The following is a 14,373-nucleotide window of genomic DNA, read 5'->3' as shown; positions in this document are numbered from 1 at the left end:
GTGCGGGGCGTGGGTGTGCGGGGCGTGGGTGTGGCGGAGGGAGTGGCGGTGCCCGGTGTCCTTGGCTGCTGGGCGGTGGTCGCGGCGGCGCTCGCGGGTACGGCTTTCCCGGTGTGTGGTGCGGGGGGTCATGCGCCGCTGTCGCGGTTCACGGCTCCCACCGTGGGTGTGCTGTCCAATGTGGCTGCCGCCGAGGGGGTTTCGGCCGCGCGGGCCGCCGGTGCCCGGTATGTGGAGGGCAGTAATGTGCTGCGGCTGGCGTCGGGGCGGTGGTTGTATCTGCCGGAGGGGCGGTCGGCGTCGGTGGTGGTCGCGGCCGGGGACGGGCGGGCGTTGCGGCAGATCGGGCAGAGCCGGGCCTGGCTGGCCTCCGGGCGGATTCCGGGCAGGTCCGCGGCCGAGCGGGCGGCGGCCGGGCGGGCACTGTTGGCGATGCGGGCGCTGTTGCGGCCGAACGGGGCGATGGCGGCGGGGTGGAGTCCGGGCTGGATGTATGCGTGGCCCCGGGATTCGAGTTTCGCGTGTGCCGCGTTCGCACACACCGGGCATGACGCGGAGGCCTTCCGGATCCTGCGGCACAGTGCCGCCACCCAGCGTGCGGACGGCAGCTGGGAGGCGCGTACGAAGCTGGACGGTTCGGGTCCGCCGGACGGCCGGCGGTGGCAGCTCGATGCCAACGGCTGGGTGCCGTGGGCGGCGTGGCAGTGGTATCGGGCGGCGCCGGCGCAGGGGCGTCGGGAGCGGCTGATGGCCCTGTATCCGATGATCGTCAGGGCGGCCGACCGTGCGGCGGGTTCACTGGCGGCGGACGGGCTGCCCCCGGCGTCCGCGGACTACTGGGAGTTGATGACGGCCACGGCGAACATCGGTACGGCGGCTCCGTTGCTGGCCGGGCTGAACGCGTCAGCGGACCTGGCGCGGGAGGCGGGCCGGCCGCAGGATGCGGTGCGGTGGGCGCGGGCGGCGAGGCGACTGTCGGCGGGGATCGCGAAGCGGTTCCTGCCGCTGGGCTATCAGCGGACCGTCGACGGGCGGCACGGGCGTGACAGTGCGGTGGCGTTCATGGCGCCGCCGTTCAATACGGCGGCCGCGGGTGTGCCGGCGGCGCTGGATGCGACCTATCGGGCGCTGCTGCTGCCCAACGGGGGGCTGACCCCGGGTGATGACCCGGGGGCTCCGTGGGGGCCCGTGGCGTGGACGCCCAGTACGGCGTTCTTCGCGCTGGCGTGGGCCGCGGAGGGCCGGCCGGCGAAGGCGGGGCCGGTGCTGGAGTGGGTGCTGTCGAAACGGAACGCGCTGGGAGAGCTGCCGGAAAAGGTGGACAAGGAGGGCCGGCCGGCGTCGGTGGCACCACTGGCGTGGACGGCATCGATCGTGCTGCTGTCGCTGGTGGCGCTCGAAGCCGGCGGGATGGCGGCCCCTCCGCTGCAGCGGTAGGAGAGCAGACACGCAGGCCCCCCGGCAGTCGGGGGCGGTGTGGAGGTTCCCCGGGGCGGACGTCTGGCGGGGCGGGGGCGGACACGTCCCGGGGCGGGGCGGCAGCGCAGGCGCCTATGCGGCGGCCACCACCCGCTGCGCCTGCGGCTGCGGCTCGGGCTGGGGCTGGGACTGGGGCTGGGGCTGGGGCTGGGGGCTGGGGCTGGGGGCTGGGGGCTGGGACTGGGGGCTGGGACTGGGGGCTGAGAGATGGGGCCGAACGGTGCTTGTGCTTGTTCCGGGGCGGGGTGGCGGAGGTGCTTCCGGCGGGACGGCGTCTGCGCCCGCGTCCTGGGCCGCGCCTGCGGCTGCTTCTGTGTCTGGGCGGGGCGGTGGCGGCCGGGCGCGGGGCTCTGGCCCGGTGTACCGCGTACCGCTCTCGGCCGCGAGGCAGGCCAGTGGGGACGGCAAGGGGAGGCGAGGGGCTTCGGTGCAGGCGCGCCGGGCCGGGGGGGCGGCGAGGCGGTCGAGGCCGGGGGCGGGGCAGGTGAGGGGCGGGGGTGGTGCGGCCCTGGGCGGGGCGGCGGAGAGGTCGTTCAGGGGCCGGAGAGTCTCGGGTACTCCCGGGCCGGGACGGTGTCCTCAGGGCAGGCGGCGGTGCGGGCCGCGGCGGTGGCGGGGAGGGTGGTGAGGGCGGGGCGGCGCAGGGGCACCGTCGTGCGTGGGGCGCAGGCGGGTGGTGCGGGAAGCGGTCACGGCGGCCCCGGTCGCCGGTGGCCAAGGCCGGGCAAGCCGGGCAGGTGAGGCGGGCAGGGCAGGTGAGGCGGGCAGGGCAGGTGAGGCGGGCCGGGCAGGTGGGGGGCGAAGGCCGGCCGCCGCGATCTGACCCGAGGTGGTCGAGCGGGCCGCCTCGGACGGCAGCAATGGCGAGGACGGCCGGGGTGGCCCGGGGTGGTCATCGTCGCTCGCGCGGGGTGGTTATTCGTGGCGGACGGCCTGGGCGACGGCGGTGGGGGTGACGGCGCGGTGCCAGGGCACGGACGGTGCGGGTCCGCCGGGGACCGGAGTGGGAGTGGGGGTGGGGGTGGGGGTGGGGGTGGGGGTGGGGGTGGGGGTGGGCGGGGGCGTGGTGGTCAGGTGCAGGTCGGCGTCCAGGCCGAGGGCGGCGGCCAGACCGGTGCCGTCGGGTGCGGTCATGGCGGCCGGGGCGCCGGTGTAGAGCATCTGGGACTCGGGCCAGAGGGGCGCTTGGCCGGGGAGGGTGACGGCGGCGGTGCCGGTGGCGGCGCGGCCGGCGAGGAGGTGGCCGGCGGCGGCGACGGCGCCGTAGCCGCCTTCGGCGCCCGCTTCGGCGGGTGGGGAGAAGGAGGGGGCGGCACCGGTGGTGGTGGCCAGGGTGGTGGTGACGGTGCCGGTGGAGGGGCGGCGGAAGGTGAGGAGGATGCCGTCGTCGTGTGGTGTCGCGGACAGGACACCGGTGGTGGCGGGCAGGCCGGTGGGGAAGGGTCCGGCGAGCGGGGCGCCGGGGGCGGGTTGGGTCCAGGCCAGGACGGTGCGGTCGGTGGCCGCGTACACGTGGCGGCGTCCGGCGCTGTCGGTAGCGGTGACCGGGTCGCCTTGCAGACCGGTGCCGCCCAGGGACTGCCAGGGGCCGAAGGCGGTGTCGGGGGCGGGCTGGGTGCGGGTGTGCAGGGTGCGGCGGGAGTCGCGCATGTAGACGGTGATGCGGCCGGTGGCGTCCGCGGTGGCGGTCGGTGCGCCGGTGGCGATGATGTCGGCAGCGGCGGTGGTGTCGGGGGTGGCGAGGCTGTGCCAGGGGCCGAAGGCGGTGTCGGGGGTGTTTTGGAGGGCGTAGACGGCTTCGCGCCGGTAGTCCTGGGGGGTGCTGCCCAGGGTGGTGCGGGTGGCGAAGACGGCGATGCGGCCGTCGGGCAGGCGGGTGGTGGACACGCCGGGGTCGATGGTGGTGCCGGGTGCGGTGGCGGGCAGGAAGCGGGGGCCCTGCCAGTCGGCGTCGGGGGTGGGGCGGGTCCAGTAGGCCATCTGGCCGTCCAGGGCGGCGAAGGCGTAGAGCCGGCCGGGGGTGCCTTCGGTCATCCAGGTGGTGCTCTCGCCGCGGCTGTAGCGGATGGTCTGGTTCCATCCGGCGCCGGTGGGACGTGTCGCGGTCTTGCGGTCGCCGCAGCCGGCGGGGCTGCCGCACCAGTCCTGGTGGTCGCTCCAGGCGTAGGTCTTGAGGTAGCCGAGTTTCTCCTCGGCGGCCTTCGCGTCGAGGGTGGGGGGCAGGGAGCTGTTGGGGTAGCTCACATAGTTCTGGACGGAGAAGTGCGGCCGGCCGGTGGAGGCGGCGTAGCGTTCGGTGGCGGCCTGTACGAAGCGGGCCCCGTACATGTGGTCCTGGTGGTCGAGGAAGGCGCCGGCGGGCCGGGTGCGGCCGGGGGTGGGGTCCTGGGTGCGGATGGTGGTGGGCCGGTAGAGCGCGAAGACGTTCGCGATGGCCTGGACGGCCTGTTCCCTGGTGTAGGAGAAGGGGGTGGTGACGGGGGTGCCGGAGGCGAGTTGGGAGCCGAGGGCGGGGATCGTGCCGTCCCACAGGCCGCGCAGGCTGTCGGGGTTGTCACCGGAGATGCTGCGGGCTTCGCGCATCTGCATCCACACCAGGTTGACTTCGGGACGGTCCAGGAGGATGTCGATCTCGGCGCTGCCGCCGCCGGTGGTGGGTACCAGGGTGCGCTGCCAGGCGCTGGTGCGGCGGCCGGTGGCCATCTCGGCGTAGGCGGCGCGTATGCCGTTCTGGCGGGCTTCGGCGTAGGCGGCACGGTCAGCGGGGCGGGTGGGGTCCTGCAGGTGGGGGCTGTGGGCTTCGTTCCTGCCGTCGGACTCGCCGGCGGTCAGGTAGACGGTGGTGACCTTGACGCCGGTGGATATGGAGCGGCTGAGGTCGGGGTTCATGAAGAAGAGATCGTCGTCGGGGTGCGCGACGACCTGGAGGACCGTGCCCTGGGTCACACTGGGGCGCTGGAGGGTGTGGGGGGCCGCGGGCCGGGGAGTGCTGGTGTATCCGTAGGCCCAGGTGGTGATCCCGGCGGCGCCGGCGGTGAGCACGGCGAGCAGGGCCGCGGTGCGGGTGCGGCTGGCCAGGGACATCTGCGGGCGCCTTGGGGGTCGGTCCGGTGCGGGGGTGCGCCGAAGGGCGGAGGGGGTCGGGGCCCCGACGGCTCGAGCACTTCCGGAGACGACCGGGGCCGATTATGCCCGGCAGGTTTTCCACTGACACACCCTCATAAGGCATATGAAAACAAACCAGTTGAATGCGATATATAAGTTATATGTCCGCATTTGGGGGTGTTGGGTGGGGGGTGCGGCGAGGGGTGGCATGGCGTGCGTCACCGCCGGGGGTCGCTCCGGGCCGGCCGGTGTGCCGCTGCCGGGCGCGTGCGGGTTTCCGTGAGTTCCCGAGGGATTCTCAACAGTCGCCGCAGGCCCTGCGGGACTACAGCGCCGCGGAACGGGCGGGGGCAGGCCGTACGGGTTCCTTCACGGGTGCGCCGGCCGGCGGACGGCCGGAGAACGGGCAGGCACGCGGTCGCGCGGGGCGGCGGTGAGGTCGCTCACACCGGCCAGTACGGAGACCGCCGGCACGAGGGCAGCCGGCACGGGGGCAGCCGGTACGAGGGCAGCCGGTACGAGGGCAGCCGGTACGAGGGCCGCCGGTACGAGGGCAGCCGGCGGGCATCACAGCGCCGATCCCGAACCAGAACCAGAACCAGGGCCAGGACCAGAACCAGGGCCGGGACCAGGGCCAGGGCCGGGGCCGGGACCAGGGCCGGGCGGGGCGATCACCCCGGCGCCGCGTGGCGTGGCGCGTCCCGGCTCGGCGCGGCGCACGGACGGGATCTGATGGACGGGCAGGAGGCTGGTAAACGGGCGGGGGGGGTTGGTGGCCGGTGCCGCCGGACCGGCGCGCTGCCGTGCAGCTCCCGACCGGCATACCCGCCGGTGCGGCCGTGGGCGACGCCGGGGAGCGCCGCGAGCAGTCTCGGCGCACCGACGCCGCCCGCAGCAGATGCACCCCACCCCCCGCCCACCGCGGCAGCGCCCCGAGCGGTGTGGCGACGCACCGGCACAACGGAAACCCGATACGCAGGCAGGCCGACTCCGCCAGCGACCACCCTGACCCACCCGCCGAAACCAGCGGCCCCGACACCCGAGACAGTACGGAGGTTACTACCGAGCAGGGCACGTCCCGGCACCCCGTCCGGCCGGACAACACGCCGACGGGCCGACGCCGGAGACCCACGGACGGACGGGGGCCACGCCCGGGACCGGCAGAGCAGAACGGCCCGGAACCACCACACCCGGGCCCCTGCCACACCGGGCGGCACACCACAAAACCCCCGACACCACAAACGGCATACGGCCGAGCCAACACGAACACACAGCCGACAATCCCACCGACACCACGCACCACGGAACCCGGCGCCACTACGCCCAGGCTGGACGCAAGACGCCAAGGCCAGCACCGGCCCCACTCCCCCACCCCCCACCCCCCGGGCCGACAGCGGACGACACCACGCCTCAGGCCCAGCCGACGAATCGACCACGACAAGGGCACCTCACCAGCGCCGGCACCCCCGGCCCCGCGACCGCGGGCACGGCCGAAGCCAGGCCGAGGCGGAGGCGCAGCCGAAAACGAGGCAGGGGTGAGGCAGAAGACGCGGCGGGGGCGGGGCGGCCTGCCCGACCGCCGCGATGCGGTGCCGTACGCCGGCTTGGCCGGCCCCACCTGCGGGCAGGGACCGCCGGCCGGCAGGAGCACCCGACACACCCACCCGGGCCCGCCCGGGCCGGGTGCGCGGCGCGTGCCCGAACGGCGCCGGCGGGCCGGCGGGTTGGCGGGTTGGCGGGTTGGCGGGTTGGTCCTGCCAGCCGCACGAACACACGGGGAGTACGGGTGCGCGAAGCGTGCGGAGGCGCGGGGGGTGGTGCGGGGTGGGCGGTGGGGTTCTGTCGCCTGTGTGCCTCGTGTGCCGCCGCCGGTTCCTCCGCCGGGGTGCGCCTGCCCGTGTCCCTCCCACGGGCGGGCGGGTGTTACCTCAGGCCGATCTCCTCGCAGGTGGCCTTGAGGGCGTCGGTGCAGATCTCGTCGATGGTGTAGACACCGTCGAGGACCACGGTGGCGCGGATGTTGTCACGGGTCACCGATGTGCCGGGGATGAGGACGGCCGGGATGCGCTTGGCGGTCGGACTGCTGACCACCTGGTTGATGATCCCGTCGATCTTCTCTCCCCGGGCGAGGAGGACGGCGAGTTCAGCGGCGGCCTCGGCCTCGCGGGCGTAGGGCTTGTAGACAGTCATGTACTGCTCGCCCGCCACGATGCGCCGCACGCCTGCGAGTTCGGCGTCCTGACCGGTGACCGGGGGCAGCGGGGACACGCCGGCGGCCTTGAGGGCGGTGATGATACCGCCGGCCATGCCGTCGTTGGCGGAGTAGACACCGACGATCCTGTCCTTGCCGAGCGCGGAAAGCGCGGCCGCCATGTTGGTACCTGCGTTCTCCGGCTTCCACTCGACGGTGTCGTACTCCTTACCGACGTTGACCTTGCCGTCCAAGACGGAGCGGGCACCGGCCTTGAAGCTGGCAGCGTTGGGGTCGGTGACCGCGCCGTTCATCATGACGATCCTGCCGGTCCTGGCCCGATCACCCAGGGCCGCGAGCAGGGCCTTGCCCTGGACGCGGCCGACGTCCTCGTTATCGAAGGACGTATACGCGTCAATGGGGCCCTCGGCCAAGCGGTCGTAAGCGACCACGGCGATGCCGGCCTCCTTGGCCTTCACCACCGCGCCCGCGATCGCCTTGGAGTCCACCGCGTCGATGACCAGAACGTCGACCTTGTCCTTGATCATCTCGTCGGCCTGGGCACTCTGCCTGGCCGCATCCCCCGCCGCGTTGGCGTAGAAGACCCTGCCCTTGCCGAGGGTCAGCAGGGCAACCTTCTTCTCCATCAGCGGCTTGTCGAACTTCTCGTACCGCGCAGTCTCGTTCTCGGGCAGCAGCAGACCGATCCTGACCGCATCACTACTCCCGGCATCAGCGGCGCCATCCGTGGTACCGCAGGCGGTAAGCGTGACAGCAAACGCCGCGACAGCCAAAGCAACGGGGGCACGCCCCAAATACACGTTCACGAGGTGAGCCTCCCTAACAGGGCCGTGTCCTTACGGCCAAAGTGGACGCAGTCAACGCGCCCCCACACACCGCCGTCAAGAAGTGAACCCTTAACGAGATGACAACGCTGTCACCACACCGCCCCACCACACCCGATCAGCACACTCCCCCAACCGAAACCACCCAACCCCAACCATGACATCAACTCCTGAACGAAACCGAGCCAATCAACGGTCGACACCCGACACGAAAACCCCACAGACGACTCCAGCAAAACCCCCAACACCTCCCCAAACCCCCAACCGTTCCGACGGAGCAGGACGCGCGAGGATCCGTACCGTCAACGGTGGATCTTCGAACGGGAAGTGACACCTGATGACAGACGTGACGATCGCGGCTGAGGCCGTGGACGGAATGAAGCCCGCCGAGGCGCCGGACGCTCTGGACGACCCGCTGATCAGCCAGCTGGTGGACCGGGCCAAAACCGACGGGATCAGGCTGACCCGACAAGGTGGCCTGTCGCAGCAACTCACGAAGACGATCATCGAATCCGCTCGCGAGGGCGAGATCACCGATCACCTCGGGCACGAGAAGCACGAGAAGACCGGGGCGGGCAACACACGCAACGGCACTCGCTCGAAGACCGTGGCCACCGAGGCCGGTCCGGTCGAGACTGACGTCCCCAGGAACCGGGCGGGCAGCTTCGAGCCGCAGATCGTCAAGAAACGGCAGAGCCAGCTGACCGGCGTGGACGAGATGGCCCTCTCCCTGTCCACCCACGGCCTCACGCTCCGTGACGGGAGATGCCCGTCGAGTACGGGCCGAGGAGCCGGATCTACGGCCTGTTCCGCCGGTGGCAGCGGAGCGGCACCTGGCACCGGATCATGACCCGGCTGCAGTCCCTGGCCGACGCGAAGGGGGAGATCACGTGGGACCTGAGCGTCGACTCCACGGCCTGCCGCGCCCACCAGCATGCGGCCGGGGCCCGCAAGCGGGGTGACCTGCAGAAGGAACCGTCGGGCGGTGTGTTCACCGAGCTGGATGATCATGGACTGGGTCGCTCACGCGGCGGGTTCACCACCAAGCTGCGCCTGGCGGTTGAGCAGGGCCAGAAGCCCATGTCGATCGCGATCACGGCCGGGCAGCGCGGCGACTCGCCGCAGCTCGAACCCGTGCTGGAGCAGGTCCGCGTGCCCCACATCGGGCCGGGCCGGCCACGCGTCCGCCCCAATCGGGTGCGGGCCAGACAACGCGTACGCCTCCCGCAAGAACCGCGCCTGCCTGCGCCGCCACGGGAGCCGCTGCACCATCCCGGACAAGGCCGACCAGGCGCGCAACCGTCGAAGGCTCGGCTCCCGCGGAGGCCGGCCGCCACGCTTCGACCCGGTCGACTACCGCGAACGCCATGCGGTCGAGCGCGGCATCAACCGCCTCAAAAGGCACCGGGCGGTCGCGACCCGCCTCGACAAGCTCGCCGTCCGCTTCGAAGCCACCGTCCTTGTCGCCGCGATCGGAGAATGGCTGTGACGGACGGAGCCGTCGATGCTGCCTGCTCGCGTCGAGCGTACCCTCGCCGACGATCACAGCCAGCTGGCCCAGCCGAAAGCCAGGAGGTAAGCGCGCTTGACCGCGGTCCACCCGCGGCGACCGCCACCCACAGTTGCAGCAAGAGCGACGGTGAACCAGAACGCAACAGCTCCGCCAACGATCAGAACCCATGCGGTGCCGCCAAAGGCAGCGAACAAGACCACGATGAAGACCACTACGACGAGCCCGGCATGGGCACCGCCGATGCTCACACGGAACATCTCGCGCATGACGCGGCGGTCCTCTGCGAGAACCTTCTCGTAAGCGTTCAGCTCTCGCTCGGGAGCGTCCTGCTTCCCCATCCCCCGCTCCACGAGCCCCGTTATGTTTTCTGCGGTTCCGCAATGGGGCCGCTGGCCTCCGGGCCCGGCATGACTGTTGCCCCCTGTCGAAGGCATGACCTGGGGGGTGGTGTCACCGGGTCCGGGGGTGTTCGTCGGAGACGCTGATCAGAGGTCCGGCCACCGTCCGGTCCGGCGCAATGCTGGACAGTTCGCGGGCGGCAGGTCTGCATAACGTGGATGCGCGAGCACGACACCCGAGCCGAGGCCGGCACCGTCAACACCCCCTGGGAAGGGGCACGATGTTCGAGATCGAAGACGTGGGCGTGTTCCTGGGCCTGGACGTCGGCAAGAGCAGCCATCACGGTCATGGGCTCACCCCGGGCGGGAAGAAGGTCTTCGACAAGCAGCTGCCCAACAGCGAGCCCAAGCTGCGGGCCGTCTTCGACAAGCTGACCGCGAAGTTCGGCACCGTGCTGGTGATCGTGGACCAGCCCGCCTCCATCGGCGCCCTGCCACTGACCGTCGCCCGCGACGCGGGCTGCCAGGTCGCCTACCTGCCCGGACTGGCGATGCGCCGGATCGCCGACCTCTACCCGGGCGAGGCCAAGACCGACGCCAAGGACGCCGCCGTCATCGCGGACGCCGCCCGGACGATGCCGCACACCCTGCGCTCGCTGGAGCTGACCGACCAGATCACCGCCGAGCTGACCGTGCTCGTCGGCTTCGACCAGGACCTGGCCGCCGAGGCCACCCGCACCTCCAACCGGATACGGGGCCTGCTCACCCAGTTCCACCCCAGCCTGGAACGCGTCCTGGGCCCGCGCCTGGACCACCAGGCCGTGACCTGGCTGCTGGAGCGCTACGGATCCCCAGCCGCCCTGCGCAAGGCCGGACGCCGCAGACTCGTCGAGCTGATCCGCCCGAAGGCCCCGCGCATGGCCACCAGGCTGATCGACGACGTCTTCAACGCGCTCGACGAGCAGACCGTCGTCGTTCCCGGGACCGGCACCCTCGACATCGTCATCCCCTCCCTGGCCGCCTCGCTGGCCGCTGTCCACACCCAGCGCCGGGCGATGGAAGCCCAGATCAACGCCCTGCTGGAGGCTCACCCTCTTTCCCCGGTCCTGACGTCGATGCCCGGCGTCGGCGTCAGGACCGCCGCCGTCCTGCTGGTCACCGTCGGCGACGGCACCAGCTTCCCCACCGCCGCCCACCTCGCCTCCTACGCCGGCCTCGCCCCCACCACGAAGCAGTCCGGGACCTCGATCCATGGCGAACACGCACCCCGAGGCGGAAACCGGCAGCTCAAACGGGCGATGTTTCTCTCCGCCTTCGCCTGCATGAACGCCGACCCGGCCTCCCGCGCCTACTACGACAAGCAACGAGCACGCGGCAAAACCCACACCCAGGCCCTCCTCCGCCTCGCCCGCCAACGCATCAGCGTCCTGTTCGCCATGCTCCGCGACGGCACCTTCTACGAATCCCGGACACCGACGGACGTCGAGCTCGCCGCTTAGCCTCAGCGAGCCCGAACCACCCGAAACCCGACACAGGTGCCTTGACGAAAGACATAGAGGCACCCCCCCCAGGTCCTGGCACGGATGCGCTCGGACCGTGTTCTGCGCAGAGCCGCCCCACCACGACAGCCCCACATCATGGGGCGCCCTCCCCGGCACGGCAGCGAGTTCGTCTTCGGGCAGCCCGACACCTGGGGCACCCCGGACGCCGAGTCCGTCACCGACACGCGCCTATACGGCACCGCCAACGCCCGATGCTGGGACCGACTCCACCCCAAGCTGACCCACCGATCTTCCTGGGCCGGAGCAGACGGCACCCTCCCGATCGTCGAGGGGACGCTGATCCGTCTGGACATCGACCACCTGCCCAGCGGAGCCACACCGAAGCCGGTCTGGCTGTGGTGGTCCGGTACCGACGCAGACGCAGCTGACGTCGACCGGCTCTGGCAGGCATACCTGCGGCGTTTCGACATCGAGCACACCTTCCGCCTGTTCAAGCAGACCCTCGGCCGGACCTCTCCGAAGATACGCACCCCCGAGGCGGCCGACCGCTGGACCTGGCTGATCCTCGCCGCCTACACCCGGCTCGACGTTGTTGCGCCTGGCCCACTGGCGGATCACGGCGACCTTGTGGGCGGAGAGGTTGTCCATGATCACGTAGATCGGAGCGCCGTCGGGACGGGCCGCGCGGATCGACCGGAGCGCGACCAGGCCGTTCGTGGTGCCCGTGCGTCGGCGGTTGACAGCCCACAGGGTGTCGTCGCCGACCGAGTAGCAGCCGTGGAAGTAAGTGACGCCGTGCGTGCGCTTGTAGATGGCCGCCAGGCGGTCGGGGCGGCTCTGTTGGGCCCGGCAGCTGCCGCCGGTGGGGCGTATGCCGAGCGGGCCGAACTCGTCGAACGCGAACGTCCGGTCGGGGAAGCGTTCGAGTACCTGCTCGATCCGCTCGAACTTGGCCTCACACTCGGGGTCGGTGGATTCCTTCCACGTCTTGGTGCGCTGGAAGGTGACGCCGCGTCGGGCAAGGAGGCAGCGCAGGGCCTGGCGGCCGATGCGGATCACCGGCCGTGGACCTTGCGCAGGTAGGCGGCAAGTTTGCGGATCGACCAGCGGGTGAAGGGCTGCCCGAGCTTCGCCGGCGGGTGGTCGCCCTCTGGACGACGAAGTCCTCGTCGTCAGGACTGAGTTGGCGGGGAGGCCTCCCGCCCATCGAGGGCCCAGGCAGGCCAAGCCGATCTCGTTGAAGCGGTGGATGACGTCCCGCACGGCGTCCTCCTCAACGGCCACGAGCTGGGCGATGACCGGCACCCGGTTGCCGCCAGCCGAGGCCAGCAACATCATCGCCCGTCGGTAGCGCACCGAGCCCGTACCGCCCCGTCGCACGATCCGCTGTAACTGCTGGCCCTCCTGATCGGTCAGTCTGCAGACCTTGACCGGCTCTGCCACCACGCCTCCCGACACTGCGGCCAACGTCTCCCGACATCCAACCGGCCCAGCCAACACGAGCGCCAACCGCAACCCGGCGAACCTATGCGGTCACAGCACTAGCCTCATTTGTCCGCGAGTACGCAAATTTCCTCACGCCCGCCGCAGACAACGACAAGAGACTCACCGCGTGGATCGCGAGTGTCCGCACGGCCTAGCTGCCCTACCTCCGCGCCTTCACCAACGGCCTCGAACTCGACCGCGCAGCCGTCGACGCCGGCCTCACCCTCCCGCACCACAACGGCCGGACCGAAGGCGTGAACACCCGCACCAAACGGATCATGAGGCAGATGCACGGCCACGCGGGCTTCGACCTCCTTCAGCGCCGCATTCTCCTGCACTGGCCGTCACCCCTCGCTACCACCGATGACGAGACAGAGCCGTTCCTTTTACAGGCCCTGCCGCCGGAGCACCGGTCCAGGCACTGCGCCAGCCAATGCCCAGCAGGCAGCCATGACCCCTCATCAGGTGATGTGGCTGCCAAGGTAATGTTCCCCGTGGGGTGGCAAATAGGGACTGTAAATCGTTCGGTGTAACTCCCGATCAAGGAAGATGCATCGATGACCAGTGAGAACGTGACCGAGGCCGAGACCGTCGAGCCGTTGGAGCCGCAGCCGTCGAAGGCGGTGGATGACCGTCTGATCGATGAGTTGGTCTCCCGGGCTCAGGCCGAGGGTCTGCAGCTGACCGGCGAGGGCGGGCTGCTCCAGCAGCTGACGAAGCGGCTGCTGGAGTCCGCCCTGGAGGGCGAGATCACCGACCACCTCGGCTATGACAAGCACGACCCGGCCGGAAAGAACGGCGGCAACAGCCGCAACGGCACCCGCGCCAAGACCGTCCTGACCGACGTCGGGCCGGTGGAGATATCCGTGCCCCGCGACCGTGACGGCTCCTTCGAGCCGAAGATCGTCAAGAAGCGTCAGAAGCGCCTGACCGGTGTGGACGAGATGGTCATCTCCTTGTCCGCGAAGGGCCTGACCACGGGCGAGGTCCAGGCCCACCTGGCCGAGGTCTATGGCGCCGAGGTCTCCCGCCAGACGATCTCCACGATCACCGACAAGGTCATGGACGGCATGGCCGAATGGCAGAACCGGCCGCTCGACGCGGTCTATCCGGTGGTCTTCATAGACGCGATCCACGTGAAGATCCGTGATGGCGCCGTCGCCAACCGGCCCATATATGTGGCCCTGGCCGTCACCACCGAGGGCCGGCGGGACATTCTCGGGCTGTGGGCGGGCGACGGCGGCGAGGGCGCCAAGCACTGGATGCACATCCTCACCGAGATCAAGAACCGCGGCGTGAACGACGTCCTCATGCTCGTCTGCGACGGACTCAAGGGCCTGTCCGACGCGGTCGAGACCGTCTGGCCCCGCACCACGGTGCAGACCTGCGTGGTCCACCTGCTGCGGAACTCCTTCCGCTATGCCGCCCGCCAGGACTGGGACAAGATCGCCAAGCTCCTCAAGCCCGTCTACACCGCCCCGACCGAGGAAGCCGCACTGGAGCGGTTCGCCGAGTTCGTCGACACCTGGGGCAAGAAGTACCCGGCGATCGTGCGGCTCTGGGAGAACGCGTGGGAGGAGTTCACCCCGTTCCTCCGCTTCGACACCGAGATCCGCCGCATCGTCTGCACCACGAACGCGATCGAGTCCGTGAACGCGCGGATCCGGCGGGCGGTCAAGGCCCGAGGGCACTTCCCGAACGAGACCGCCGCCCTGAAGTGCGTCTACATGGCGATCATGTCCCTGGACCCCACGGGCAGGGGCCAGGCCCGCTGGACCATGCGCTGGAAGACCGCACTGAACGCCTTCGACATCACCTTCGACGGCCGACTCTCCGCAGCCCGTCAGTAACCCCAACCACCGTCGTTACACCGTTCGATTGACAGACCCGGCAAATACCGTGAAAGGAGACGCAG

6 protein-coding genes and 5 pseudogenes are annotated in these 14,373 nt (G+C 71.1%); 7 read left to right on the top strand and 4 right to left on the bottom strand.

Annotated features, from left to right (window positions below):
* Window positions 1–75 precede the first annotated feature (75 nt).
* The gene (locus AW27_RS33570) at window positions 76–1,437 is read left to right on the top strand and encodes a glycoside hydrolase family 15 protein (protein ID WP_304949814.1); all 1,362 of its coding nucleotides are present in this window, start codon (window positions 76–78) and stop codon (window positions 1,435–1,437) included.
* 957 nt (window positions 1,438–2,394) lie between these two features.
* Here AW27_RS33570 and AW27_RS33565 read toward each other — a convergent pair.
* Window positions 2,395–4,563 carry a PIG-L family deacetylase gene (locus tag AW27_RS33565; protein ID WP_063890664.1) on the bottom strand — a complete coding sequence of 723 codons (2,169 nt, stop codon included), beginning with the start codon at window positions 4,561–4,563 and terminating at the stop codon, window positions 2,395–2,397.
* 1,944 nt (window positions 4,564–6,507) lie between these two features.
* Window positions 6,508–7,602 carry a sugar ABC transporter substrate-binding protein gene (locus tag AW27_RS33560; RefSeq protein ID WP_037930441.1) on the bottom strand — a complete coding sequence of 365 codons (1,095 nt, stop codon included), beginning with the start codon at window positions 7,600–7,602 and terminating at the stop codon, window positions 6,508–6,510.
* A gap of 355 nt (window positions 7,603–7,957) precedes the next feature.
* Between AW27_RS33560 and AW27_RS33555 the strand changes: the two are divergent.
* Both AW27_RS33555 and AW27_RS33550 read left to right on the top strand, forming a co-directional pair.
* Window positions 7,958–8,371: pseudogene (locus AW27_RS33555) on the top strand (transposase); the annotation flags it as partial.
* An 8-nt stretch (window positions 8,372–8,379) separates the two neighbouring features.
* Window positions 8,380–9,109 (top strand): annotated as a pseudogene (locus AW27_RS33550) (IS5 family transposase); the annotation flags it as partial.
* Window positions 9,110–9,162: 53 nt separating this feature from the next.
* Here the strand turns inward: AW27_RS33550 and AW27_RS33545 are convergent.
* The gene (locus AW27_RS33545; protein WP_304949945.1) at window positions 9,163–9,471 is read right to left on the bottom strand and encodes a hypothetical protein; all 309 of its coding nucleotides are present in this window, start codon (window positions 9,469–9,471) and stop codon (window positions 9,163–9,165) included.
* Between the two features lie 281 nt (window positions 9,472–9,752).
* On the opposite strand from AW27_RS33545, the gene AW27_RS33540 reads away from it, so the two are divergent.
* Both AW27_RS33540 and AW27_RS33535 read left to right on the top strand, forming a co-directional pair.
* The gene (locus tag AW27_RS33540; protein ID WP_304949841.1) at window positions 9,753–10,970 is read left to right on the top strand and encodes an IS110 family RNA-guided transposase; all 1,218 of its coding nucleotides are present in this window, start codon (window positions 9,753–9,755) and stop codon (window positions 10,968–10,970) included.
* Window positions 10,971–11,033: 63 nt separating this feature from the next.
* Window positions 11,034–11,573: pseudogene (locus AW27_RS33535) on the top strand (transposase); the annotation flags it as partial.
* Here AW27_RS33535 and AW27_RS33530 read toward each other — a convergent pair.
* Window positions 11,556–12,416: pseudogene (locus AW27_RS33530) on the bottom strand (IS630 family transposase); the annotation flags it as partial. The pseudogenes AW27_RS33535 and AW27_RS33530 overlap by 18 nt on opposite strands.
* Between AW27_RS33530 and AW27_RS33525 the strand changes: the two are divergent.
* Both AW27_RS33525 and AW27_RS33520 read left to right on the top strand, forming a co-directional pair.
* Window positions 12,404–12,793: pseudogene (locus AW27_RS33525) on the top strand (transposase); the annotation flags it as partial. The pseudogenes AW27_RS33530 and AW27_RS33525 overlap by 13 nt on opposite strands.
* A 222-nt stretch (window positions 12,794–13,015) precedes the next feature.
* On the top strand, window positions 13,016–14,308 hold the full coding sequence (locus AW27_RS33520) for an IS256 family transposase (protein ID WP_037930851.1): 1,293 nt from the start codon (window positions 13,016–13,018) through the stop codon (window positions 14,306–14,308).
* Window positions 14,309–14,373 lie beyond the last annotated feature (65 nt).

It is taken from the genome of Streptomyces sp. PCS3-D2 (genome assembly GCF_000612545.2).
In the GTDB taxonomy this organism is placed as follows: domain Bacteria; phylum Actinomycetota; class Actinomycetes; order Streptomycetales; family Streptomycetaceae; genus Streptomyces.
Note: the sequence above shows the minus strand (reverse complement) of the source record. Positions and strands in the feature narration are given on the sequence as shown.